At 71.8% G+C, this 25,171-nt stretch carries 21 protein-coding genes; 7 read left to right on the forward strand and 14 right to left on the reverse strand.

Going from position 1 to position 25,171, the window contains the following annotated elements; genetic code table 11:
- The first annotated feature begins 67 nt into the window (after positions 1–67).
- The 6 genes from ACFVW6_RS34195 to kstD all read left to right on the forward strand — a co-directional run bounded on the left by ACFVW6_RS34195 (position 68) and on the right by kstD (position 6,300).
- Positions 68–1,651, forward strand: coding sequence for an alpha/beta hydrolase (locus tag ACFVW6_RS34195; RefSeq protein WP_378832600.1), 1,584 nt, complete (start codon positions 68–70; stop codon positions 1,649–1,651).
- Positions 1,648–2,496: a helix-turn-helix domain-containing protein gene (locus ACFVW6_RS34200; RefSeq protein ID WP_378832598.1), complete on the forward strand. Its 849-nt coding sequence runs from the start codon at positions 1,648–1,650 to the stop codon at positions 2,494–2,496. Before ACFVW6_RS34195 ends, ACFVW6_RS34200 begins: the two co-directional genes overlap by 4 nt.
- 52 nt (positions 2,497–2,548) lie before the next feature.
- Positions 2,549–3,508 carry an alpha/beta fold hydrolase gene (locus ACFVW6_RS34205; RefSeq protein WP_378832596.1) on the forward strand — a complete coding sequence of 320 codons (960 nt, stop codon included), beginning with the start codon at positions 2,549–2,551 and terminating at the stop codon, positions 3,506–3,508.
- Complete coding sequence (locus ACFVW6_RS34210; RefSeq protein ID WP_378832593.1) at positions 3,501–3,854, forward strand: cupin domain-containing protein; 354 nt, start codon at positions 3,501–3,503, stop codon at positions 3,852–3,854. Before ACFVW6_RS34205 ends, ACFVW6_RS34210 begins: the two co-directional genes overlap by 8 nt.
- A 125-nt stretch (positions 3,855–3,979) precedes the next feature.
- Positions 3,980–4,573 carry a TetR/AcrR family transcriptional regulator gene (locus ACFVW6_RS34215; RefSeq protein WP_378832591.1) on the forward strand — a complete coding sequence of 198 codons (594 nt, stop codon included), beginning with the start codon at positions 3,980–3,982 and terminating at the stop codon, positions 4,571–4,573.
- A 32-nt stretch (positions 4,574–4,605) separates the two neighbouring features.
- On the forward strand, positions 4,606–6,300 hold the full coding sequence (kstD, locus tag ACFVW6_RS34220; protein WP_378832589.1) for a 3-oxosteroid 1-dehydrogenase: 1,695 nt from the start codon (positions 4,606–4,608) through the stop codon (positions 6,298–6,300).
- Positions 6,301–6,327: 27 nt separating this feature from the next.
- Here the strand turns inward: kstD and ACFVW6_RS34225 are convergent, their stop codons facing one another.
- The 13 genes from ACFVW6_RS34225 to ACFVW6_RS34285 all read right to left on the reverse strand — a co-directional run bounded on the left by ACFVW6_RS34225 (position 6,328) and on the right by ACFVW6_RS34285 (position 23,000).
- Positions 6,328–6,810, reverse strand: coding sequence for a nitroreductase family deazaflavin-dependent oxidoreductase (locus tag ACFVW6_RS34225; RefSeq protein WP_378832586.1), 483 nt, complete (start codon positions 6,808–6,810; stop codon positions 6,328–6,330).
- Positions 6,811–6,874: 64 nt separating this feature from the next.
- The gene (gene hisH, locus ACFVW6_RS34230; protein ID WP_357350836.1) at positions 6,875–7,507 is read right to left on the reverse strand and encodes an imidazole glycerol phosphate synthase subunit HisH; all 633 of its coding nucleotides are present in this window, start codon (positions 7,505–7,507) and stop codon (positions 6,875–6,877) included.
- Positions 7,504–8,118, reverse strand: a complete 615-nt coding sequence (hisB, locus tag ACFVW6_RS34235; protein WP_030203827.1) for an imidazoleglycerol-phosphate dehydratase HisB — start codon at positions 8,116–8,118, stop codon at positions 7,504–7,506. Before hisB ends, hisH begins: the two co-directional genes overlap by 4 nt.
- 26 nt (positions 8,119–8,144) lie before the next feature.
- Positions 8,145–9,272, reverse strand: coding sequence for a histidinol-phosphate transaminase (locus ACFVW6_RS34240; RefSeq protein ID WP_378832583.1), 1,128 nt, complete (start codon positions 9,270–9,272; stop codon positions 8,145–8,147).
- Positions 9,269–10,606 carry a histidinol dehydrogenase gene (gene hisD, locus ACFVW6_RS34245; protein ID WP_378832581.1) on the reverse strand — a complete coding sequence of 446 codons (1,338 nt, stop codon included), beginning with the start codon at positions 10,604–10,606 and terminating at the stop codon, positions 9,269–9,271. The genes ACFVW6_RS34240 and hisD overlap by 4 nt, the downstream gene beginning before the upstream one ends.
- A 67-nt stretch (positions 10,607–10,673) precedes the next feature.
- Positions 10,674–11,930, reverse strand: coding sequence for an amidohydrolase family protein (locus tag ACFVW6_RS34250; RefSeq protein WP_378832578.1), 1,257 nt, complete (start codon positions 11,928–11,930; stop codon positions 10,674–10,676).
- Between the two features lie 236 nt (positions 11,931–12,166).
- On the reverse strand, positions 12,167–13,765 hold the full coding sequence (locus tag ACFVW6_RS34255; RefSeq protein WP_378832576.1) for a serine/threonine-protein kinase: 1,599 nt from the start codon (positions 13,763–13,765) through the stop codon (positions 12,167–12,169).
- 88 nt (positions 13,766–13,853) lie between these two features.
- Positions 13,854–15,596 carry a penicillin-binding transpeptidase domain-containing protein gene (locus tag ACFVW6_RS34260; RefSeq protein WP_378832574.1) on the reverse strand — a complete coding sequence of 581 codons (1,743 nt, stop codon included), beginning with the start codon at positions 15,594–15,596 and terminating at the stop codon, positions 13,854–13,856.
- Positions 15,597–15,641: 45 nt separating this feature from the next.
- A complete protein-coding gene (locus ACFVW6_RS34265) occupies positions 15,642–17,702 on the reverse strand; it encodes an acyltransferase family protein (RefSeq protein ID WP_378832572.1) in 2,061 nt (686 codons plus the stop codon).
- Positions 17,703–17,854: 152 nt separating this feature from the next.
- Complete coding sequence (locus ACFVW6_RS34270; RefSeq protein WP_378832569.1) at positions 17,855–18,751, reverse strand: arylamine N-acetyltransferase; 897 nt, start codon at positions 18,749–18,751, stop codon at positions 17,855–17,857.
- Between the two features lie 67 nt (positions 18,752–18,818).
- Complete coding sequence (locus tag ACFVW6_RS34275) at positions 18,819–19,811, reverse strand: alpha/beta hydrolase family protein (RefSeq protein ID WP_378832567.1); 993 nt, start codon at positions 19,809–19,811, stop codon at positions 18,819–18,821.
- Between the two features lie 73 nt (positions 19,812–19,884).
- Positions 19,885–20,874, reverse strand: coding sequence for a TAXI family TRAP transporter solute-binding subunit (locus ACFVW6_RS34280; protein WP_355283204.1), 990 nt, complete (start codon positions 20,872–20,874; stop codon positions 19,885–19,887).
- A gap of 32 nt (positions 20,875–20,906) precedes the next feature.
- Complete coding sequence (locus ACFVW6_RS34285; RefSeq protein WP_378832564.1) at positions 20,907–23,000, reverse strand: TRAP transporter permease; 2,094 nt, start codon at positions 22,998–23,000, stop codon at positions 20,907–20,909.
- A gap of 138 nt (positions 23,001–23,138) precedes the next feature.
- On the opposite strand from ACFVW6_RS34285, the gene ACFVW6_RS34290 reads away from it, so the two are divergent.
- A complete protein-coding gene (locus tag ACFVW6_RS34290) occupies positions 23,139–24,320 on the forward strand; it encodes a winged helix DNA-binding domain-containing protein (RefSeq protein ID WP_378832562.1) in 1,182 nt (393 codons plus the stop codon).
- 51 nt (positions 24,321–24,371) lie between these two features.
- On the opposite strand, the gene ACFVW6_RS34295 is transcribed toward ACFVW6_RS34290, so the two are convergent.
- Complete coding sequence (locus ACFVW6_RS34295) at positions 24,372–25,142, reverse strand: phosphotransferase (RefSeq protein WP_378832560.1); 771 nt, start codon at positions 25,140–25,142, stop codon at positions 24,372–24,374.
- Positions 25,143–25,171 lie beyond the last annotated feature (29 nt).

Genomic DNA, 25,171 nt, shown 5'->3' on the forward strand with positions numbered 1-25,171 from the left:
GTTTCAGGGTCCGCCTCCATCGAACGGGTGACGACGCCACGCCCGGGACGCCGTGAAGATGATCGGTATGGTCACGTCGAAATCGCTGGTCTGCGGTGTCCTGGTCGCGCTGGCTCCCGTTGTGGGCGGCTGCGTCGCCGCCGAGCGGCCGCCCGAGCCGGTCGCCGCGGTCACCGAGCTGGTGGCGCAGGCCGATGCCGTGCCGACGCCCCGGATCGCGTGGGCGCCGTGCGCGGAGGAGTCGCTGCAGGGCAAGGACTGCGCCCTGGTGGCGGTGCCGCTCGACTACGCGAACCCCACGGGACGGCACCTGGAACTGGCGGTGGTCCGCCAACCCGCGGGCGACCCCGCCCACCGCATCGGCACCTTGTTCACCGCCGCGGGCGGACCCGGCGGGTCCGGCGTCGAGTGGGCGGCGAAGGGTGAGATGTTCCCCGGCGAGGTGAGCAGGCGCTTCGATGTGGTCACCTTCGATCAGCGCGGAGTCGGGCGCAGTTCCACGGTCCGCTGTTTCCCGGATTCCACTGCCCAGCAGGACTTCTGGCACACCCTGGCGCTGCCGCCCGTCGGCACCGCACAGCAGGCGGCCACCACCGACGCGAGCGGGCGCCTCGCGGAAGGATGCCTGCGCCACGACGGCGAGCTGATCGCCCACCTCACCACCGTGGACGCCGCCCGCGACCTCGATCTCCTCCGGCGCGCCGTCGGCGACCCGACCCTGACCTACCAGGGTGGCTCCTACGCCAGCTACCTCGGCACGGTCTACGGCGCGCTGTTCGCCGATCGCGTTCGCGCGCTGCAACTCTCCTCGATCCTCGACCCCGCGCCGTACACCACCGACACCCGCGCCGTCATCGACGCCACCGCGACCGGCACCGAGGAGGTGCTCGGTGAATTCCTGCGCCTGTGCGCGGCGGCCGGTCCGCGGCGCTGCGCCTTCGCCACGGACGCGTCCTCGATCGCGGACCTGCGCGCCCGTGACACGGCCCTGCTCGATCGGGCGAAGGCGGCGCCGATCCGGGTCGGCGAGGGGGAGGCGACCGTGCCGGTGACCTACAGCGAGCTCGTCCAGGCACACGCCATGCTGCTCTACGACGCGAGCCTGGGATGGCCCGCCCTCGCGGCACTGCTCAACGAGCTCGAGCGGGGCCCCGCCGGGAACCCGGCCGTGGTGCGGCAGGTGCTGACCGCGATCGCCTCGACCGGTGACTTCCTCGACTCGTTCGTCGCCATCTCCTGCGCCGACAACGCCCTCCCCCGGCAACCCCTGCGCTGGCCGGAATTCGCCGCCGAATTCGCCGAAACCGCGCCCGTCTACGGTCCGTTCTGGCTCTATCTCCGCCAGCCGTGCGCCACCTGGCCCGCCCCCGCCGACGGCTACCCCCAGCGCTACACCGGCCCGTGGACCCAGCGCGCCACCGTCCCGCCACTGCTGGTGAACAACCGTTTCGACCCGGCCACGCCGCTCCCCGGCGCCCAGCGTGCCGCCGCGGCGATGGGCGACGCGCGGTTGGTCGTGGTCACCGACGGCTACGGACACGAACCGGACGGCGACTGCGTCACCGACCTGACCCAGCGCTACCTCGTCGACCTCCAGCTCCCGGCAGCCGGGACGACCTGCGCGAACGGCCGGACACCGTTCACCGGATGACGCGGGCGCCCGCCGGCCAGGCACCGTTGCGGGAAGCCGAAGCGCGCTCCTACGCTCGACGGGTGCGACCGATCATGTCCGACCACGAGCTGGACGGGGGCTGGGAGCTGGTGCGGGCCGCCTCGCCGGTGTGGAAAGGGCTGTCGCTGTCCGGTTTTCGTGACGGTGGCGGCGGCGGACCGGACCTGCGGATCGTCGCGCTCCCCGCGGTCACGGTGGTCGTCCAGATCGGCGAGAGCGGATTCACCACCGCGGACGCGCGCGGTGTGGACGGCCTCGTCGCCGGGATCGCGCCGGGTACCCACCAGGTCCGGTCGGACCGGGTCGACTGTGTCGAGCTCCGCATGCCGCCGACCCTCGCCTACTCCCTGCTCGGCATCGCGCCACCCGACATCACCGGCACGGTGCTCGGCATCGAGGACCTCTGGGGGTCGTCGGTCGACCGGCTGCGGGCGCAGCTCGCCGAAACATCCACCTGGCCCGCCCGATTCGAGCTGACGACCCGCTTCCTCGCCGACCACGCGACGGCCAGGCACCCGGATGCCGAGGTCGCCGCGACCTGGCAGCGGATCGTCGCCCACGGCGGCCGGGTCCGGGTCAGGGAGCTGGTCGACCTGACCGGCTGGAGTCAGAAGCGACTCTGGACGCGGTTCACCGCCCAGATCGGCGTGACCCCCAAGCGCGCGGCGATGGTGGTGCGCTTCCGCCGCGCGTTCGACCAGCTCGTCGCGGGCGAATCCGCGGCCGCCGCGGCCGCCGCGTGCGGCTACACCGACCAGTCCCACCTCCACCGCGACATCGCGATGTTCGCCGGAACCACCCCGGGCGCCCTGGCCCCGCGCTGAGCGGGAAATTTCGTCCAAGACACCGCACCCCGGCGCCTGTGACAGTGGCGTCATGACCACGTCCACCGCACTCGCCGCCCGCCTCCGCGCGACCGAGCACCGCGTCGCAGCCACCTACGGACTACGGATCACCGAACGGACTTTCGCGCTGCGCGACCGCGGCCCGACCGTGCGCACGGTCGAGATCCCCGGCTCCGGCCCACCGATCCTGTGGGTCAACGGCCTCGCGGCCCCGGCGCTGGCCTTCGCACCCCTGCTCGCCCGGTTCCCCGACCGGCACCACCTCCTGATCGATCTGCCCGGCCACCATCTCGCGCCCGCGTACGACTGGAGTGACCGACCGGTCCGTGAGGTGGCGGCGGCGGTACTGACCGGTGTGCTGGACGAGTTCGGGCTCGCGCGCGCCCAGCTCGTCGGCTGTTCGCTGGGTGGCCTGTTCGCGCTGTGGACCGCGCTGGACGCGCCGGGCCGGTGCACGCGCCTGGTTCTGCTCGGCGCACCGGCGACCGCGCTGCCCGGCACCAGGGCCACCCCGGCCATGGCGTCGACGGCCGCCGCCGTGCGCGGCCGGGTGGACGAATGGTCCATGCGGCTGCCGTCGCCGCGGTTCGTCGCCCGGGCCGCCCTGGCCACGGCGCTGGGACCGGAGACCGCGCGCGCCATGTCCGACGACCTGCTCGATCTGCATCGCCTCCCGCTCCGGCTCCCGGGTAAGGCCGCGTCCTACCGAGCGCTGCTGCGCCGTCTCATCCAGGGCCGCGTGCCCAGGCCGGACGCCGTGCTCACCGATGCCGAGCTCGCCCGGATCGACGTTCCCGCCCTGTTCGTCTGGGGTGCGCGCGACGTCTTCTGCCCACCGGATCGCGCCCGTCGATCCGTCGCGATGATCCCCGGCGCGCACCTGGCCGTTGTGCCCGGCGGCCACAATCCCTGGCTCGACGACCCACCCGGATGCGCCGAGCTGATCACCGAATCCGACCTCCCCGCCACCGACAGGAAGCACCATGCGTAATCACGACCCGCTCGCCCTCGCGACGGCCCTGCCCCCGTTCGACTTCCGCCCGATCACCGCGTTCAACGACGGCGAGTTCTGCGTGTTCCACGGCGACGGGCTCGCGTCCTCCGACTGGGAACTCCATCCCGACACCGACGAACTGCTGATGGTGCTGCGCGGCAGCGTCACCGTCGAGATCCTCACCGACACCGACCGGCACCGGATCCCGCTCACCGCAGGACAATTCGCCATCGTCCCGAAGGGCCACTGGCACCGCCATCTAGACGTCGACCACCTCGTCGAAATGTTCTACACCCCGGGCACCACCATCGAATCCACCGCCGAGGACCCCCGCGTCAGGTGATCGATACCGTTCTGTCCCTTCCCCCACCCAGACCCTGAATCGACAGCTACAACCTAGTTGACAGTCTCTGTCAACTAGGTTGATACTGTCGATGGACGGATCGTCCGGCGATACGGAGGTGTGGGGTGTCTTTGCGGGAGCGGCAGCGGCAGCAGGTGCGAGCCGAGATTCAGCACGCGGCGTTCGCGTTGTTCGCGAAGTCCGGATTCGACGAGGTGACCACCGAGCAGATCGCGGCGGCCGCGGGGATCTCACCGAGCACGTACTTCCGGCACGTGCGCAGCAAGGAGGATCTGCTGCTGGACCCGGTGCGGGAGGGCGGCGCCGGGATCGCCGCGCTGCTCGAGGGCCGCCCCGCCGAGGAGCCCGCCGATATCGCACTGGCCCAGGCGATCCTGACTCGCTCGACAGCCCTGGGAATCGAGGAGCTGGAGCAGTGGCGGGCCGCGTTCGCCACGGCACCCCATCTGCTCGACCGGGTCGCGCTGATTCCGCCGGACCATCGCGCACGCCTGGTCGAGCTGGCCGCGCACCGGATGGACACCGACCCCGGGACCGACAGCGGCCCCGGACTGCTGGTGCATCTGATGCTCGCGGCCGCGGAGTTCGGATACCTGCAGTGGCTGCGGATCGCGCAGAATCCCTCCGCTTCGCTGCCGGTCTGCGTCGAAGCGGCGGTGGCCGCCGTTCTCGACGACCGCTGGCGAGCGCCGCGCTGACCCCTCGCCGTATCGAACAGAAGAAGGCAAACATGCAGCAGGACAAGGCAATCCCGGAGTCCGTGGATGTCGTGGTCGTCGGATCCGGCGCGGCGGGCATGTCCGCCGCGATCACCGCGGCGCGCCACGGCCTGTCGGTCGTCATGGTCGAGAAGGCGAGCCGCTGGGGTGGTTCGACAGCCCGTTCCGGTGGCGGCGTCTGGATTCCGGGCAACTCGGCGCTGGGCCGGCTGGCCGGGCCCGAGGATATCGACGCCGCCCGCGCCTACCTCGCCGACATCGTCGGGGACGCCGTCGCACCGGAGATGCTCGACACCTACCTCGATCACGGGCCGACGGCCTTCGACTTCCTGACCCGCCACACGCCACTGGCGATGCGCTGGGTGCCCGGCTACAGCGACTACTACCCCGAAGCGCCCGGCGGCCGAGCCCGTGGCCGGTCGGTCGAGCCGAAGCCCTTCGACGCACGGGGTCTCGGCGCCGAGCTGGCCACCATGGAGCCCGACTATCTTCGAGCTCCCCGCAACGTCGTCCTGACCCAAGCCGATTTCCGGCAGATCCATCTGGGCCTGCGCAATCCGCGAAGTCCGTTCCGCGCGGCCCGGATCGGGGCCAGGTGGCTCGGTGGTCTGCTGCGCGGTCGGCATCTGCTCGCCCGTGGTCAGGCGTTGAGCGCGATGCTCCGCCAGGGGATGCGCGACGCCGGAGTACCCCTGTTCCTGGATACCGCACTGGTCGAGCTGGCTGTCGCCGATGACCGGGTCGTCGGCGCCGTCGTCCACCGCCACGGCACCGAACAGGTGATCGGTGCGCGCTGTGGCGTGATTCTCGCCTGTGGCGGTTTCGAGCACAGCGACACCATGCGCAAGCAGTACCAGCGCGAGCCCATCGGCACGGACTGGACCGTGGGCGCGGCCGCCAACACCGGCGACGGCATCCGCGCCGGCCAAGCCGTCGGAGCGGCCACCGCGTTCCTCGACGATGCCTGGTGGGGTCCGTCGATACCGCTGCCACGCACGCCGTTCTTCTGCGTGTCCGAACGCAATCTGCCGGGCAGCCTCATCGTCAACGACCGCGCGGAGCGGTTCATGAACGAGTCCCTGCCCTACGTCGAAGCGACCCATCGTATGTACGGCGGGCCCCACGGCCGAGGCGACGGCCCGGCCGAGAATCTGCCCGCCTGGCTGATCTTCGACCAGCGCTACCGCAATCGCTATCTCTTCGCCGGCCTTCCCCCGCGCGCACCGCTGCCCCGGCGCTGGTTCGACACCGGCATCCTCACCCGCGCAGGCACCATCGGCGAACTCGCGGACAAGATCGGGGTACCGGCCGACCGCCTCGACGCCACGGTCACCCGGTTCAACGAATTCGCCCGCACCGGCGTCGACGCGGACTACGGCCGCGGCACCAGCGCCTACGACCGCTACTACGGCGACCCCCGTCAGCGCCCGAATCCCAACCTCGGCGCCCTCGACACCGGCCCCTTCTACGCCGCCCAGCTCGTCCCCGGCGACCTCGGCACCAAGGGCGGCCTGCGCATCGACACCCACGGCCGGGTCCTGCGCGACGACGGCGCGGCCATCGACGGCCTCTACGCGGCGGGGAACACCAGCGCACCGGTCATGGGTCACACCTACGCGGGCCCCGGCGCGACCATCGGTCCCGCGATCGTGTTCGGCTACCTCGCCGCTGTCCACGCCGCCAGTGCCCGCGCCGGACGCGGGTAGCCGGGAAGGTTCCGATCGCCCCCGCGATCAGCGGGGTTCGAGGATGACGACCGGGATCTCGCGATCGGTCCAGGCCTGGTAGTGCTCGAAATCGGCGTAGGCGTCGACGAGCAGGGGCCACAGGCGGGCGCGTTCGGCGGGGTCGGCGGTGCGCGCGCGGACCGGGTGGCGGTCGCGGCCGATCTGGATGTGGGTGTCGGGGGCCGCGCGCAGGTTGTGGTACCACTGCGGGTGTTTGGGCAGGCCGCCCTGGGAGGCGACGACGACGGTGTCGGGGCCGTCGACGAGGTAGAGCAGCGGCGTCGTGTAGGCGACGCCGGACTTGCGGCCGCGGTGGTCGAGCAACAGGGTGGGGACCGGCTTGCGGAAGCCCGCGCCGACCCGCCACTTCGCGCCGATCCGGCCGCCGGTGCGCCGGTAGACCCACACCTGCGTCTTGCCCATGTACTTGAAGATCGTGGGCAGGCTCGGGGAGTCGAGGTGTTTCGGGCGCGGCGGTACGGCGGTCATCCCCTGACCATACACATCAGGCACAGTGTGTATGGTCAGGATCCGGTCGCCCGACGACCTCCGGCTACAGCGACCCGAGCCAGTTGCGCAGCAGCTGGGCGCCCGCGTCGCCGGACTTCTCCGGGTGGAACTGGGTGGCCGAGAGGGCCCCGTTCTCCACGGCGGCCAGGAACGGCACACCGTGATCGGCCCAGGTGAGCTTCGGGGGCGCGATGTGCTCGTTCTCCGGCAGTTCCCACTGCTGCGCGGCGTAGGAGTGCACGAAGTAGAAGCGGGTGTCGGCGTCGAGACCGGCGAACAGGGTGCTGTCGGCGGGCGCCTTCACCGTGTTCCAGCCCATGTGCGGCAGCACCGGCGCGTCGAGGCGGGCCACCGTGCCGGGCCACTCGCCACAGCCCTCGGTCTCCACACCGAACTCGACACCGCGATCGAACAGGATCTGCATGCCGACGCAGATGCCGAGCACCGGACGACCACCGGCCAGCCGCTGACCGATGATCCGTTCACCGCGCACCGCGCGCAGCCCGGCCATGCACGCCGCGTACGCGCCGACACCGGGAACGACGAGCCCGTCGGCGGCCAGCGCGGCCTGCGGGTCGGCGGTCACCTCCACCTGCGCACCGGCGCGCACCAGCGCGCGCTCGGCGGAGTGCAGGTTGCCGGAGCCGTAATCGAGCAGGACGACCTTCGAACTCACAGCACGCCTTTCGTGGACGGGACGCCGCTCACCCGCGGGTCGATCTCGACCGCGGCTCGCAGCGCCCTCGCGACCGCCTTGAACTCGGCCTCGGTGATGTGGTGCTGGTCGCGGCCGTAGAGCACGCGCACGTGCAGCGCGATCCGCGCGTTCTGCGCGATCGACTCGAAGACATGCTTGTTGAGCACCGTCGAGTACGACGCGCCGGGTCCCGCGCTGGGAATGATGGTGTGCACCAGGTGTTCCGGTTCGCCGGTGAACACGCAGTAGGGCCGCCCGGACACGTCGACGGCGGCGTGCGCGAGGGTCTCGTCCATCGGGATGAAGGCGTCGCCGAAGCGGCGGATGCCCTTCTTGTCGCCCAGCGCCTTGCCCAGTGCCTGGCCGAACACGATCGCGGTGTCCTCGACCGTGTGGTGCGCCTCGATCTCGATATCGCCCTCGGCCCGCACGACCAGGTCGAACCCGCCGTGCTGGCCCAGCGCGGTCAGCATGTGGTCGTAGAACGGGACGCCGGTGGAAATCTCGGTCTGCCCGGTGCCGTCGAGGTTCAGCTCCACCAGGATCGACGATTCCTTGGTGACCCGTTCCACCCGTGCGGTTCTGCTCATGATGTGTTCCTCCACAGGGGGATTCGTCAGTGGGTCAGGTCGGTCGCCGCGATACCGGCGCTCACCCGCAGGAACTCGTCGTTCTCCGCGGCGAGGCCGACGGTGGCGCGCAGGTAGCCGGGGATGCCGACATCGCGGATGAGTACCCCGGCGTCGAGGTAGTGCTGCCAGGCGCGCGCGGCGTCGGTGAACCGGCCGAACAGGATGAAGTTGGCGTCGCTGGGGATCACCTCGAAGCCCTGCGCGGTCAGCGCGGCGGCGACCCGGTCGCGCTGGGCGGCCAGTTCCGCGACGCTGCCGAGGGTTTCGTCGGCGTGCCGCAGCGCCGCCCGCGCGGCCGCCTGGGTGACCACCGACAGGTGGTACGGCAGCCGTACCAGCAGGATCGCGTCGATCACGGCGGGCGAGGCGGCCAGGTAGCCGAGGCGACCGCCCGCGAAGGCGAAGGCCTTGCTCATGGTGCGGGTGACCACGAGCTTGGTCGGGAACCGGTCGATCAGCGTGATCGCGCTCGGCGCGGCCGAGAACTCGCCGTACGCCTCGTCCACGACGACGATGCCGGGCGCCGCGTCGAGGATCCGCTCGAGCTCGTCGATCGGGATGCTGTGCCCGGTCGGGTTGTTCGGGCTGGTCACGAACACCACGTCGGGGCGGCGCTCGGTGATCTGCACGACGGCGTAGTCGATGTCGAGGGAGAAGTCGCCGCTGCGCTTGGCCTCGATCCACTCGGTGTCGATGCCCTCGGAGATGATCGGGTGCATCGAGTAGGAGGGCACGAAACCCAGTGCGCTGCGGCCGGGTCCGCCGAAGGCCTGCAGCAGCTGCTGCAGGATCTCGTTGGAACCGTTGGCCGCCCACACGTTCGCGGCGTCGACGGGGACGCCGGTCTGCCGGGTCAGGTACGCGGCGAGGTCGGCGCGCAGGGCGACGGCGTCGCGGTCCGGGTACCGGTGCAGGTCGGCGGCGGCCGCGCGCACCGATTCGGCGACGTCGTCGATCAGCGCCGTGCTCGGCGGGTGCGGGTTCTCGTTGGTGTTGAGCTGCACCGGCACGGTCAATTGCGGTGCGCCGTACGGGGATTTGCCGCGCAGGTTGTCGCGCAGCGGCAGCTGGTCCAGGGTCGCCGAGGCGCCGGGCACGGTGGGAGTGCTCACGACAGTGCCTCGAAACGCGCCTGCACGGCCTGCCCGTGCGCGGGCAGGTCCTCGGCGTTGGCCAGGGCGACGACGTGTCCGGCGACGTCCTTCAGCGCGGCCTCGGTGTACTCCACGATGTGGATGCCACGCAGGAAGGTCTGCACGCTCAGGCCAGAGGAGTGCCGCGCGCAGCCGGCGGTGGGCAGCACGTGGTTGGACCCGGCGCAGTAGTCGCCCAGGCTGACCGGCGCCCACGGCCCGACGAAGATCGCGCCCGCGCTGCGCACCCGCGCGGCGACGGCGGCGGCGTCGACGGTCTGGATCTCGAGGTGCTCGGCCGCGTAGGCGTCGACGACGCGCAGACCCTGGGCGATGTCGTCGACGAGGACGGTCCCGGACTGCTTGCCGCTCAGCGCTTCCCGCACCCGGGCGTCGTGCTTGACGACGGCGAGCTGGGCGTTGAGCGCGGCGTCGACCGCGTCGGCGAGCGCCACCGAGTCGGTGACCAGCACACTGGCGGCGAGCACGTCGTGCTCGGCCTGGCTGATCAGGTCGGCGGCCACGTGCACCGGGTCGGCGGTGGCGTCGGCCAGGACCGCGATCTCGGTGGGGCCGGCCTCGGCGTCGATGCCGACCAGGCCACGGCACAGCCGCTTGGCCGCGGTGACGTAGATGTTGCCGGGACCGGTGATCAGGTCGACCGGCGCCAGCGCGGCGCCGTCGGTGTCGGTGCCGCCGTAGGACAGCAGCGCCACGGCCTGCGCGCCACCGACCGCCCACACCTCGTCGACCCCGAGCAGCGCGGCGGCGGCCAGGATCGTCGGGTGCGGCAGACCGCCGAACTGGGCCTGCGGCGGCGAAGCGACCACCAGCGACTCCACGCCCGCGGCCTGGGCCGGGACGACGTTCATCACGACCGAGGACGGGTAGACGGCATTGCCGCCGGGCACGTAGAGGCCCACCCGCTCGACCGGCACCCACTTCTCGGTGACGGTGCCGCCCGGCACCACCTCGGTGACGGTGTCGGTGCGGCGCTGATCGGCGTGCACCTTCCTGGTCCGCTCGATCGCGACCTCGAGCGCCGCGCGCACGGCCGGGTCCAGCTCCGCGAGCGCGGTGGCCAGCTCCGCGACCGGCACGCGCACCACGCTCGGGCGCACACCGTCGAACTTCTCGCTGTAGTCCAGCGCGGCCTCGGCACCCCGGTCGCGGATGTCCTCGACGACCGGCCGCACGTGATGCAGCACCGAGTCCACGTCGACTCCTCCGCGCGGCAGCGCGGTGCGCAGCTCGGCAGCGGAAGGAGTACGACCGCGCAGATCGACGCGGGCGAGCTCGATGCGGGGAGTCATATCGGGGTGCAGTCCTGTCTGTGCTGGGCTCAGGTCAGCTACCAGCCTATCGGTCACCCGCCACCGGTTATCCGGCAGATCCCGCCGGGGACGGCGGACGCTTGTGGATCACGCCCTCCTTCATCACGAAATCGACCTGCCCGGTGACGGCGATGTCGGTGAACGGGTCGCCGGGCATCGCGACCAGGTCGGCGATCTTGCCGGGCGCGATCGTCCCCAGGTCGTCGAGCCCGAGGAGTTCGGCCGCGACACTGGTCGCGGATGTGAGGGCGCGGTGGGCGCTGATGCCGTTGGCGACCAGCATCGGGAACTCCCGCCAGTTGTCGCGGTGCGGGAACATGCCCGCGTCGGTGCCGAACGCCAGTTTGATCGCGCTGTCGGCGACCAGTTCGGCCGAGTCGAGCAAATCCTTCGCATACCGCTGATACTTGCGGCGCTTGTACACCGGCTGGCCCTTCCAGTACGCGTCGTCGTCGACGCGGCGGGCGTCGTCGAGCATCGTGTACTGCGTCGGGACCAGGAACACGCCGTGGTCCTGCATCATCGTCAACGCCTCGGCGGAGGCCAGGTTGCCGTGCTCGATACTGCGCACGCCGGCGCGCACCGCCCGCTTGACGCCCTCGTCGCAGACACAGTGCGGGGTGACCGGCACGCCCAGGTCCTTCGCGGTGGCGACGAGGGTGTTCATCTCGTCCTGGCTGTAGGTCGGCAGGGCCGGATCGTCGGACGGGGTGCTGAACCCGCCCGACGCGGCGAACTTGATCCAATCCGCGCCGTAGCGGATCTGCTGGCGCACCCGGGTGCGGATCTCGTCGGGACCGTCCGCGGCGGCGAGCTCGAGCGCCCGGTGATCACACTGGAACTCCCCGGCCATCGCCCCGCTGAAATCACCGTGTCCGCCGCGCGCGGAGATCAGATGCGGCGCGACCAGCATCCGCGGTCCCTCGATCAGTCCCGCGGCGACCGCGTCACGCAGATACAGCGTCGTCGGATCGACATCGGTCCCGCAGAGATCACGAATCGTGGTGAAACCGTTGCCCAGCAACTCTTTCAGAACCGGCAGCGCGCCGAGCGCCTTCTGCGCGCTGCCCCGCATCAACGCCGACGGACCGATGTCCGGGTTGATCGTGACATGCGTGTGGCAGTCCATGAATCCCGGTGTCACCGTGTGACCGGACAGGTCGACGACCTCCGCCCCGTCCGGCAGGTCGACCGCGGGACCGCAGGAGACGATCCGGTCACCACTCACCACGATCGTGCCCGCCACGGCGGACTCGGACAGACCGTCCCATACCGTCGCCCCGGTGATCACCGTCGTCGCCATGACCCACACCTCCGTCGCGGAAGTCGGTGCACGAGGCCACTACGAATTCAGGGCCCGGCCCGAATCGGAAGAGCAATCCATCAGCTACCGAGACGGTACCGGATCAACCCGTCCGCGAGCGTGCACCCGGCCGTGCTGGACCACAGCTCGGATCACGCCTGTCGCTCAGGCGGGCGCCGCCGTGCGGCCCTCCGGCGACCGTGCCCGACGCGGGCCCGACCACCGGACGACCGTCCTCAGCGAGTGTCGCCGTCGATGCGTAGGCTGCCGCCGGCGTTGACCACGCGCATGACCATGGCCTTGGTCTGGCCGTTGATGGTGATGCTGGCCAGGCGCATGTCGGTCGAGCCGTCGGCGTTGTTGCCCTTGACCGCGGTGATGCTGGCGAAGGTGTCGACGGTGCGGTCGTTCCAGTACTGCCGGAACGCGGCCTCGCTGCCGTAGACCTTTTGCGCGGCCGGGGTCAGCAGCGACCAGGACCCGGCCGGGTTGCTGAAGAAGTCCTCGACCAGCAGGCCCGCCGAGCCGATGTCGACGGTGCCCACATTAGCGGTCTGCCCGAGCGCGACCGAGGGCGCGCTGCTCGACGCCGGACCGGCCGAGGACTGCACCGAGGTCGACGGATTCGCCTGCACCTGCGGGGAATCCGAGTCCGAGCTGCTCATGGCGCTGACCGCGACGGCGATCGCGGCGACGACGGCGCCGACACCGGAACCGATCAGCACCGCCCGGCCCTTGCCCGCCTGCTTGCGCGGCAGCGGCGCGGGCTGGGCCGCGGTCGGCGGATGCGCGGCCGTGTCGTGGCGCACCGGCGGACGCGGGTTGGACCGGATCTGACGGGTGGTCGCGGTGGACGCGCCCGCGTGCGAGGTCCGGTTGCCGGACTGCCGGATGACCTGGGTCGCGGCCGCGGAGTTGCGGCGGCCGTAGGCCTCGCTGGCCGGCACGAAGCCGGCGGGCACCGCGTCGGCGTCGGCGAACGCGGCCAGTGCGTCGCGGGCCTCGGTCATCGTCGGCCGGTCCAGCGGGTCCGGGCTGAGCAGGTCGAGCAGGAAGTCGGTCGCCGGGCCCGCGTTGCGCGGCTCGCGCACCTGGCCGTTGGCGGCGGCGTAGAGCACCGCCAGCGGGTTGGCGTTGGCGCCGTAGGGCGGCTCGCCCTCGAGCGCGTGGAACAGGGTGGCGCCGAGCGCGAACACGTCGGCGGCCGGGGTGGGATCGGAGCCGCGCGCGACCTCGGGGGCCAGGTAGGCGGCGGTACCGCAGATCAAGCCGGTCTCGGTGAGGGTGACGTCACCGGCGGCGCGGGAGATGCCGAAGTCGGTGATCTTCACCTCACCGTGGTCGCCGAGCAGGATGTTGCCCGGTTTCACGTCGCGGTGCACCAGGCCGGCCTGGTGGGCGGCGATCAGCGAGGACGCGACCTGTTCGCCGATGCGGGCGACCTCGGTCAGCGGCAGCGGACCCTTCTGCCCCAGTTCGGCGGCCAGGCTGACCGACTTGAGGTACTCCATCACCAGGCACGGATCACCGTTGTGCTCGGTGATGTCGAAAACCACGATGGCGTTGGGATGCTGGAAGCGTGCCGCGTTGCGGGCTTCCCGAATCGCGCGCTGGCGCAGGACATCCCGCTCGCCCTCGGGCAGGCTGGGCTTGATGTGGATCTGCTTCACAGCCACGGAGCGTTGGAGGCGTTCGTCGACAGCGCGCCATACAACGCCTGTGCCGCCGCTACCAATACGCTCGACCAGGCGGTAATGCTCCGCGATCTTCTGACCGGTATCGATGGCGCCTACTCCGAACCTTCTCGAAATTGTGACATCCCGCGTATTGACCATGGATATGGTCCGTCGACGAGTGTAGCTGGCCCGGTGCGGACCGCGTGCGGCAGAGTGGGTATTGCTCGCCCACAGAGCGTGACATAGATCATCGTTTGGCTCGTAACATCCGTCCGGCGGCCTCGACCGCGGGGCCCGAACTGCCGGCGTCGGCGACGAAGACGGCGAACGCGAGGTCGCCGTCGATGCCGACGAACCAGCCGTGCGCGTGCTTGTCGTCGAGGTATTCGGCGGTGCCGGTCTTGCCGAGCAGCCCCGGGATATCGCGCAGCGCGGTCGCGGTTCCGGCGGTCACCGTCTCGCCCATCATGGTCTCTATCTGCGACGTCACCGTCGCGGGCACCGGCGCGGCGGCCCGGTCGGCCGTGCCGGGACGCCCGCGCACGATGGCGGGCGCGGGCGCGGAACCGTGTGCCAGCGAGGCGGCGACGAGCGCCATCCCGAACGGCGAGGCGGTGACGCTGCCCTGCCCGATGCTCGACTCGACCTGCTGGGCGGGATTCTGCGCGGGCGGAACCTTCCCGGTGACAGTCGTCAACCCGGGTGTCACATAATCCACCCCGAGACCCAGTTGCGCGGCCGCCGCGGTGAGCCCGTCGGCGGGCATGCGCACCCCCAGCTCGGCCATCGTGGTGTTGCAGGACCGCGCGAAGGCGGTGTGCAGCGGCACCTGCCCGAGATCGAAGCCGTTGTCGTTGGGGATCGTGCGGCCCTCGATGGTCGCGCGGCCCGGGCAGGGCAGCACCGTGTCGACGGAGACCCCGCCCGCCTGCAGCGCGGCCGAGACGGTCACGGTCTTGAAGGTCGAGCCCGGCGGGTAGAGGCCGGTGAGCGCGATCGGGCCCTGCGCGTCGGCGGGGGCGTTCTGCGCGACGGCGAGCACCTCCCCCGTCGACGGACGCAGCGCGACGATCGCGGCGGGCTGCGCGAGCGGGGTCAGCGCGGCCTCGGCGGCGTTCTGCAGGTCGATGTCGACGGTGGTCGCGATGTCGGCGGTCGGGGTCGCGTCGGGTCCGGCGATGCGCTGGGTGCCCTCGGCGGTCTGCGCGCGGATCGCCCAGCCCGCCGCGCTGTCGGCCTGCTGCTGCCACAGGTCGGCCAGGCCGGCGGTGGTGGGTCCGGCCAGGCTCTTGTCGACGGTGAGCAGCCGGGTCTGCGGCGCGAGCGTCACCCCGCGCACGCCCGTCAGCGCCTGCTGTACCGGGGCGATGTCGGCGTCCCGCAGCGCGACCGCGACCACCGGTTTGCCTTGCGCGGCGGCCAGATCCGCCCGCAGCGTGGCCTCGGTGACGCCCTGCGGCGCGAGCAGCGCGGCGACGGCGGGCAGATCGGCGTCGGGGGCGACGTTCACCAGCGTCACCACCTGCTGGGTCATCAGGTCACCGCCGGAGGCGTCGAGCACCCGCGCGGGTTTCGGGTAGACCGGGCTGTAGCCGAGCGGGCCGAGTTCCAGGCCGGGCGCGACCGTGGCGGGGTTCCAGGTGATCTTCCAGCCGTCGGCGTCGGCCGCGGCGCCCCTGCTGGTGTAGGTCCACTCGTTGCGGCCCTCGGGGCCGAATTTCCAGGTGGATTCGAGGGTGAAGGTGGTGTCGTCGGTGGCCGTGACGCGGACGGTGTCGTTCTTGCCGAGGTTGTCGAACAGGGTGGTCAGCGTCGCGCGGGCCTGGTCGGGCGCGTCGGTGAGCGCCGCGGCGGCGGCCGCGTCACCGCTGCTCAGCGCCGCGGCGAAGGACTCGGCGACGGTCTGCGGCTGATCCGGTCCGGACGAGCACGCGACGGGCAGCAGGGCGAGCGCGAGGAGCAGGACCGGTGTCTTGCGGGAGAGGCGCACGCGACCGAGGGTAGCCGGAGTCGCGGCGGCCGTAGCTGGCTCGCGCTACCACCAGCCGGTGATCGCGCCGATCTGACGACCGAGTTCGGGGGCGAGCGAGCGCGCGTAGCTGGCGGTGAGGTGGTGTTCGTCGCGGTAGATCAGCACATTGCCCTCCACCACCCGGCAGCGCTGCGGCCGGCAGACGGCATCGGAGAGGTCGAGCAGGTAGACATTCGGATAACCCGCCGCCGGTTCCTCGGCCGGGTCGCGGGCGTCGAGGGCGGCGGCGCGATCGAGCCCGCAGCTGTCCGGATCGCCGCGGTGGGCCAGGCAGTCGGTGGCGCGGTAGAGCACGCCGTCGCGGCGCAGGCGCGGAGTGTCGCGCAGCGCAAGCACATTCAGCCCGCGATCCTGCAACGCCGACCACACCTCGAGGTATTCGCCGGGCACCTCGTCGCCGAGCCCGTCCTTGCGGTAGCGGGTCGAGAGCGTGAGCACCCAGTCCGGCGGCTCGGCGGCGAGCCGGTCGAGCACCTCCTGCGACCACTCGTGACACTCGGGGAACGGCCATTCGGCGTAGGACGGCTGGTCGGCGAGGGTGACCGGACAGCCCTCCTTGAGATAGGAGATCACCCGGATGCCGTGTTCGGCGCCGAGCAGTTCCAGCGCGGGAATCCAGTGCTCGGAATGCGATCCGCCGACGACCGCGATCGAGCGGGCCGCGTCGGGATCGCCGTAGACACAGGTGCGGACCTCCCGGTTGGGGGTGATGCAGCCGTCGGTCGTCGGCGGCGGCGTGTCGGCCTGGCCTTCGAAGACGGTGGGGCGCATCGGTTCCGGCGAGTACTCCGCGCCCGAGAGCAGGGCCGCCGCCCCCGGGTACCGCGCGATGTCCAGCGCCTGCGGCGGCACCGCCGGATTGGCCCGCAGCACCACCTGCCAGCCCGCCGCCGAGATCAGCACCGCGACGGCGAGCGCGGTGACCAGCGGACCGGTCACCCGGTGCCCGCCCGCCGCGATCGCCTGCCCGCTCGCGGGCAGCCGCAGCGGTGTCTCGATCAGCCGGGTCGTCAGGTAGGCCAGCACCAGCGAGACGCCGATCACCACGAGCCCGTCGACGAGTCCGGCGTGCGCGCGGCCGGTCTCGGCCAGGTAGAAGATCAGGATCGGCCAGTGCCACAGGTACAGCGGATAGGCCAGCGCACCGAGTTCGGTGCAGACCCGCCCGGCCAGCAGGCGGTTCGGCCAGGCCGTCACCGTCGCGGCACCGAAGCCGGAGGCGATCACCAGGCAGGCCGCGGCCACCGGCCACAGCGCCGCGACGCCGGGAAACTGGTTGGCCCCGTCGAACATCGGGCCGCACGACAGCACCATCAGCAGCCCGGCCGCGGCCGCGAGTCCGCGCAGCGCGCGCGGCACCCGCAGGTACGGCGCGGCGACGGCGAGCGCGGCGCCCGCCAGCAGTTCCCAGCCGCGCGCGACGCTGTCGTAGTAGGTCCACGCCTGATGCTGCGCGGTGCCGAACGCCGCGTACCAGAACGAGAGCAGGCCGAGTCCGGTCAGCGCGATCAGCAGGGTGGGCCGCCCCGCCCCGCCCCGGCGGCGCAGCCACGCCCACCCGGCCAGGACCGCCAGGATCACCACGTAGAACTGGCCCTGCACCGACATCGACCACAGATGCTGGAGCGGGCTGACCGAGGGGTCGGGCGCGAGGTAGTCGAGTTCGGCGGTGGCCAGATACCAGTTCTGCGCGTAGAACATCGAGGCCAGCGTCTGCGCCGCGGTCTCGCCCAGCTGGGTGTAGGGCCGCAGGGCCACGGTGGCGACAGCGATCGCCGCCAGGACGACGACCAGCGAGGGCATCAGCCTGCGGGCGGTCCGGCGCGCGGTCGCGCCCGCGGCCACCCCGCCGCGCCGTTCGACGCCGCGGACCACCGCTCCGGTGAAGAAGAATCCCGACAGCACCAGGAACACGTCGACGCCGCCGGACACCCGGCCCGCCCACACGTGGAAGGCCACGACCAGCGCGATCGCCACCCCGCGCAGTCCGTCCAGATCCTGACGCCGGACGGCCGGACCGGCGAGCGGTCCGGGTTGAACTGTCGCCTCCGGCTGAACCGGCAACGCGGATTGCACCTTCGGCACCAACGACCCCACAGATTCGTCCCCACACCACAGCGCAGGGGTGTGTTTCCCGGCAAGTAACCATCAATTTGCCGTAGCGACACCGTGGAAGCAAACCGCCGAGCCGTGCGCGGGGTCGTCGATGTGAGGGGTCAGTCGATGCGCCAGGGCGCGGTCGCCAGGACCGCGGCGTCGGTGTCGTCGAGGTCGATGTCGAACACCTCGGTCAGGACTTTCGGCAGGTCGCTGGGGTCGAGCTCGCGCGCAGCGGAGGTGCCGTCCGGGTATTCGGTGGTCAGCGTCAGGTCGTCGAGGACGTGATGCGTGTCGGGCAGGAAACGCTGCACGAACGGCCGGGTGGTGAACGGCGAGCGTGGCGAGGTCGACACGAAATGATTGCCGACGGCGTAATCGATCCGGTACTGCGGTTCCAGGGTGAAGGCGTAGCGATCCTGCCAGCCGTCGCGGCCGAACTGGTGCAGCACCCACAGGTCCGCGCCCAGCGCGCCGGTGCGGCGCTCGAGCCGGAAGCGCCACGCACCCAGCGCGAATTCACCGTGCGCGTCGGTCAGCTCGAACGGGGCGAGCGGCCCGTGGCCGAAACCGACGTCGCAGATCCACACCCGCTCGTCGTCGGCGGTGGTGACCCGGACCAGGGCGTGGGTGGCGGGCCGGATGGCGCCCGAGTCGAGCGAGCCCATCGTCACCCGGCCGCTGAGCCCGGTGACGCCGAAACCGAGCCGTTCCAGGGCGGCGGCGAAGAGGGTGACGTTCTCGTAGCAGTAGCCGCCGCGGCGCCGGGCCACCATCTTGTCCTGGAGGGTCGCCAGGTCGAGCGGGATGCCGCGCCCGAGGATGATCTCGAGGTTCTCGAACGGCATGGCCGTGGTGTGGGCGGCGACCAGCGCGCGCAGGGTGTCGACGGTCGGTGTCCGTGGCCCGTCGTAGCCGATCCGGGCCAGGTAGGCGTCCAGATCCAGGTCTTCGCCCTGCCAGCGGTCGGCCCGCTGCGTCGGTTCGGTCACCATGTCCTTCTTTCCGGTCGACATCCGTTCGGCACCTTCCCCGACAACGCGCCGGCCCGGCCCGGTGTTCCACCGCCGACCGCGGCGCGGGTCAGGCCGCGCATTTCGCGCCCGCGGGCGTCGCGGGCGCGGTGACCACCCCCGCCGCCACGTCGACGACGTAGTCGCCGACCGCGGGCGTGAGCGGTTCGGTGCCTGCGAGCAGGCGCAGCACTACGCACCCGCCCTCGAAGAACGCGGGCCCGATGTCGTGGTTGCCGGGCACGACCGCGCCGGACAGGTCACGCCCGCTGACGACGGTGTAGAACGAGAACGGCTTGCCCGCCACGGTCAGCGCGTCGCGCAGTTCCACGCTGCTGGTGAAGGGGATGACGGTGTCGGCGGTGCCGTGGATCAGGAATGCCCGGCGCATGCTCATGCGGTCGGCGAGCAGGGCGGGTGAGCGCTCGGCGTAGGCGAGCGGGCAGCGGATCGGGGTGCACCCGCCCGCGTCGCGTTCGATCTGGCGTGGCAGCGCGGGATCCACCGCCGCGCCCTGGGCCCACATCGTGAAATCGTCGGCGGGACCGTAGTTGTCGACCCAGTAGTCGAACAGTCCGGCGGGCCCGTGCGCGACGGCCAGGCCGCTGGTGATGCCGCCTTGGCTCCAGCCCCACAGCACCGTGGTCGCCACGGCGGGGTGGGTGTCGCGGTACCACCGGGTCGCGGCGACCACATCGTGCCAGCCCGCCCACAGATTCCACTCCCCGGCCCGCCACGGTCCGTCGGCGCTGCGCAGGTCCATCAGCAGGATCGGCGAGCCGCCGACCAGCGCCAGCGAGGTCATGTACGGCGCGAAGTCGGCCGCGGAGCCGCCGTGCCCGTGCACGGCGACCACCAGCTGGTCGTCCGAGATGTCGCCCGGCGCACAGCGATACGGCTCGTACACCCGCCCGGTCGCGCGCTCGCCGTCGACGGTGATGGCCACCGGCACGACATTCACCGCCGGCGCGCACACCGGCTGCGCGAGCGCGTCCGGCCCACTCACGAGCGCCCCGCCGACCAGCACCACCACTGCCGCGAGCACCCGGCACCACTGCCTCATGCCGTGATTGTCCGCTGTCGCGGTGCGCCGGACCCGCCGACGGTGCCACGACACGCGACGGGCGGCCGCCCGCTCAGCGCAGCGCCTCCTCCGATCCGCGATGCAGCTGCACCGGCGCGGTCTTGCTCGCGGTCGCGGCGTCGATGCCCTTGGCGGCCGGATTCGCCTGGACCAGTTGCGGTTTGCGCTCGAGCAGGGTCTCGGTCAGCACGCAGGCCAGGTTCGCGTCGAGGTCGTCGCGGACGACGAGCAGGTTGGGCACCACAATGGTCGGCACATCGGCGGCCAGGCCGTAGGTGGCGGCGGGGATCGGCGCGGTCTCGTAGACCGGGTTGATCTCCTTCAGTTTCGGCAGTACCCCGGTGATGTCGAGGAACCGGACCTTGTCCTTGGCGGTGGTGAACAGGTCGGTGATGCCGGGGGTCGGCAGGCCGCCGGACCAGAACATCGCGTCGATCGAACCGTCCTTCAGCCCGTCGACGGTCTTGGTGAGATCCAGACGCTGGGCGGCGACATCCTTGTCCGGGTCGAGCCCCGCCGCCTGGAGGACCCGCTGCGCGATGACCTCGGTGCCCGACTTCGGCGAACCGGTGGAGACCCGCTTGCCGCGCAGGTCGGCCAGCGAGTTGATCCCGGCGTCGGACCGCACGATGACCTGGGTGTAGTTGTCGTAGAGGCGGGCCAGCGCGCGGATCGGCTGAGCGCTGGTGAAGCTGCCCTTGCCCGCCACCGCGTCGGCCGCGGAGTCGGCCAGCGAGAAGCCGACCTGGTAGGTGCCGCCGACCACCTGCTGGATGTTCTGCACCGAGGCGCCGGTCTCGGCGGCGGTGGCCTTGACCTTGCCGTCGGTGGCGGCGGAGATCTGCTCCGCGTAGGCATTGCCGAGCGCGAAGTAGACGCCGGTGGCATTGCCGGTCGCGATGCCGATCCTGGTGTCCTGCGTCACTTCACAGGTGACGGCGCCGCCCGCGTCGGTGGTCGGGGCGTCCTGCCTGCCACCGCATCCGGTGAGCAGCGCGGCCGCGGCGGACACCGCGACCACGGCGACAACTGTTCTGACCATGAGGTCCCCTCTCGTCTGCGTGGATCCACGACTCACGGTGTGGCCGTGGCTGTTCGGCGTCGCCGCCGGTCGACGACGCCCGCGAGCACGGCGACGAGCAGCACCGCGAGGCCGAGGACGGTCGCGGTCGGGTCCGGGTAGAGCAACGTCAGCCCCGCCGCGGCGGCCAGGCCGCGCGGCACCGGCCCGACCGCGCCGACCCCGAACAACCAGCCCCCGGTGGCCGCCGCCAGCGCCGCGACACCGACACAGGCGGCCGCGCTCACCCACAGCACGTCGATCAGCGCGCCGCGCCCGAGTAGGTGCTGACCGGCGTCGGTGAGCACGAACATCAGCGGCACCAGGAACGCGGGCAGCGCGTAGCGCAGGGCCGCCCACATGGTCGGCATCGCCTTCGCGCCGGTGACGGCGGCCGCGCCGACGGCGGCCAGCGCGGTCGGCGGCGTCACCTCCGAGAGCACCGAGAAGTAGAAGACGAACATCGCGGCCGCGGGCGCGGCGACGTCCAGATCGAGCAGCGCGGGTCCGATGATCACCCAGCCGATCACGAACGACGCCGTCACCGGCACCGCCAGCCCCAGCAGCGACAGCGCGATCGCCGCCAGCACCGCGGTGGTCGCCAGCACCACGGCGGGGTCGTCGGAGAGCACCGAACCGGCCCGCACCAGCAGCGACGCCAGCTGCGCGCCGAGGCCGGTCTTGGTGGTCATCGCGGTGATCACACCCGCCGCCGCGCACACCGCGACCACGGGCAGCGCCGCGCACATGCCCAGCGACAGCGTGCGCAGGGCCGCGAGCCCGAACTGCCCCGCCTCCCGCGCCGACCACGATCGCGCCGGCGACTGGTCCGCCGCGGCCTCGGCTCGCGCGCGCAGGATCCGGTCGGGCACGGCCAGGATCAGCGCGAGCACCATGGCGTAGACCACCGCGCGCGTCGCGCTCATCCCGGCCAGCAGCAGCACCACGATGACGATCAGCGAGGAGAAGTGATAGCCGAAGCGTCCCAGCAGTTTCCACCACGGGGTCGGCAGCGGGCCGTCGGCGAGGTCGGCGGGCGCGCGACCCTCGGCGTGGATACGGCGGGCGTCGATCTCGACCGAGAGCAGGATGCCGAGGTAGTAGAGCAGCGTCGGGATCAGCGCCCAGCCGAGCACCGTCACATACGACACATCGAGGTATTCGGCGACGATGAACGCCGCGACGCCCAGCGTCGGCGGCGACAGGATCGCGCCGACGCCCGCCGCGGCGAGCATGCCGCCCGCCTGTTCGGGCCGGTAGCCCGCCCGGCGCAGGATCGGCCAGGTGACCGCGCCGGTGCTCACCGCGGTCGCGGTCCCCGACCCGGAGACGGTGCCGAGCAGGAAGCCCGACACCACCGCGGTGCGGCCCGCCGCGCTGTGCGAGCGCCGGAACAGCGAGACCGACAGATCCACGAAGAACCGTGCGGCACCGGAGAATTCGAGCACGGCGCCGTACAGGGTGAACAGCACGATGTAGCTGGCCGCCACGTCCAGCGGGGTGCCGTAGAAACCGCTGCCGGAGTTGTACAGCGCGTCGACGATCTGGTCGACGTCCAGGCCCGCGTGCGCGATCGCCCAGCTCTGCGGCAGCAGACCGCCGTAGTACCCGTAGGCCAGGAACACCAGGCAGACCAGCGGCAGGATCCACCCGGTGGTGCGGCGGCAGGCCTCCAGGATCAGGACCAGCAGGACCGCGCCGAACACGACGTCGACCGGGGCCAGCATTCCCTGCCGATCGAGGAACGCGTCGTATCCGCCGCCGCCGTCGCCGATCGTGAACGGCAGCACCGGATACAGGCACACGAACAGCGTCACCGCGGCCAGCACCCAGTCCAGCGGCGCCGGCGCGTCGGCCCGGTCGAGCCTGCCCCAGCCGGAGCGGTAACTCAGGAACACCAGCGGCAGGGCGATGGCGAGGAACACCACCAGGTAGTACTGACTGCCCTGCGGCAGCGGCCGGAACACCTGCCACAGCGCCAGCGCCGCCAGTGCGAGGGCGACGACACCGACCAGCCGGGCGGGAAAACCGGTGAGGGTGCGGGCCGGGCGTTCCTGGTCGTCGACGCCGAGTTCGGCCGAGGTCACGACCGGTGGCGCTGCGCTCATGAGCGCGACGATAACAACACCCGCCCGCGCCCGGCGGCGAAAACGGCGACCCGGAATTCTGGACAAAAGTGACAGAACTCCCGCCGTTCGGGCGACGCCCCGCGCGGGAATGTCGGTGGGCCCGCCTACGATCCGCGCATGCCTTCGATCGATACCGCGCAGCGCCGGGCCCGTCTGGCGACCAGGCATCGGCTCGCGCCGTCCACCCGGTCGGCCGAGCCGACCGAGATCGCGCGCTCGATGGTGGTGCTGCACGCCACCGATCCCGCCACCGTCTATCTGTCGGTCGGCGCGCGCGGGGTCGACCTCACCCCGACCCACGTGGAGCGCGCGCTCTACGACGACCGCGCGCTGGTGCGTCTGCTCGCCATGCGCCGCACCATGTTCGTGGCGCCGACCGAGCTGGTCCCGGTGTTGCAGTCCTCGTGCTGCGACGCGCTGGCGATCAAGCAGCGCAAGGCCTACGGCCGCTACATCGAGCAGGCCGGTGTCGTCGAGGGCGACGTCCAGGCGTGGCTGTCCGACGTCGAGGCCGAGACCCACGCCGCGCTGCTCACCCGGGGCGCGGCCACCGGCGCCCAGCTGAGCAAGGACGTCCCCCGCCTGCGCACCCAGATCGATCCGTCGCCCGGCAAGTCGTACTCGAAGCCGACCAGCATCACCACCTGGGTGCTGGTGGTGCTCGGCGCCGAGGGCCGGATCGTGCGCGGCCGCCCCAACGGCAGCTGGACCAGCAGCCAGTACACCTGGTCCCCCGCCGAAACCTGGCTTCCCCCTGACCTTTCCCCGATCCCCGCGGCCGAGGCCAGGGTGGAGCTGGTGCGGCAGTGGCTCCGCGCGTTCGGCCCCGCCCCGGTGACCGACCTGAAGTGGTGGACCGGCTGGACCCTCGGCGAGGTCCGCAAGACGCTGACCGAGCTCGATATCGTCGAGGTCGACCTCGACGACGGCACCACCGGCATCGTCCTCGCCGACGACCTGGCACCCGTCCCCACCCCCGAACCCTGGGCCGCCCTCCTCCCCGCCCTGGACCCCACCCCGATGGGCTGGCAGACCCGCGACTGGTTCCTCGGCCCGCACGCCCCGGCCCTGTTCGACCGCAACGGCAATATCGGCCCCACCATCTGGGCCGACGGCCGCATCGTCGGCGGCTGGGCCCAGCGCCCCGACGGCGAGGTCGTCACCCATCTGCTCGAGGATGTCGGCGCCGACACGAAGAAACTCATCGACGCCGAAACCGACCGCACCACAACGTGGTTCGGCGATATCCGCGCCATCCCCCGCTTCCGCACCCCGCTCCAACGCGAACTCACGGCCTAGCCACCGGCGCGGCTCGCAGCCGACAGCCCGCGCTGCATGCGCCGCGCTGCGTCAGTCAGCGGTGAGATCCAGCCGGTCGAGCACTCCGGCAAGTCCACTGCGCACGGTCTCGGGGTCATCGATGTCGGCGCCGTAGGTCACTTCGTGCCAGGGGCCGAGCTGGTGCCAGATCAGGGCGCGGCGGCGCAGGGCGTCCGTGACGCCGTAGGCGGTGGCGAGGGCGGTGGCGAAGTCGGCCGGGGCGCCGTACAGGGGCCAGGCCAGGTCGATCGCGGCGTCGCCGAGGTGGGTGTCGCCGAAGTCGATCACGCCGGTGACGTGGTCGCCGGTGACCAGGATGTGTTCGGGGCCCAGGTCACCGTGCACGACCGTGTCGGCGGGGAGATCCTGTGCGGCGTCGAGAATCGCCAGGGCCCGAGTGCGGCGATCGGCCGGAAGCATCGGCACGACCTCGGCCCGGAACCGCCGAACGGTCACCGCCCGGTCGTCCCTGGTCTCGGCAGCTGTGGGCAACCCGTGCCGTATCGCGTCGTCGGCGGGGCTGCCGTGCAGGGCGCGAAGGAACGCGCCGATCGCGAGACCGTGCTCGGCGGTGGGTGATTCGATCGCCGCGCCCGGCACCAGCGCATGCCGCACGACCAGCGGCGATTCACCCACCACCGTCGGCACCGGGACCGCCATCGGTAGTCGTGGCGCCAGCCACGGCAGCAACCGCGTCTCGCGCCGGAGTTGATTCGCGACATCGGGCCGCCGCGGCCTGCGCTCGACCCAGCGGTCGTCGACCAGGACGGCGAGGCTGTCCCACCCTTGCGAGAACTCCACCGCCTCACGGTAGAGCACCGACGGTCGGC

The sequence above is a fragment of the Nocardia sp. NPDC058244 genome (genome assembly GCF_042882065.1).
Taxonomy (GTDB): Bacteria; Actinomycetota; Actinomycetes; order Mycobacteriales; family Mycobacteriaceae; genus Nocardia.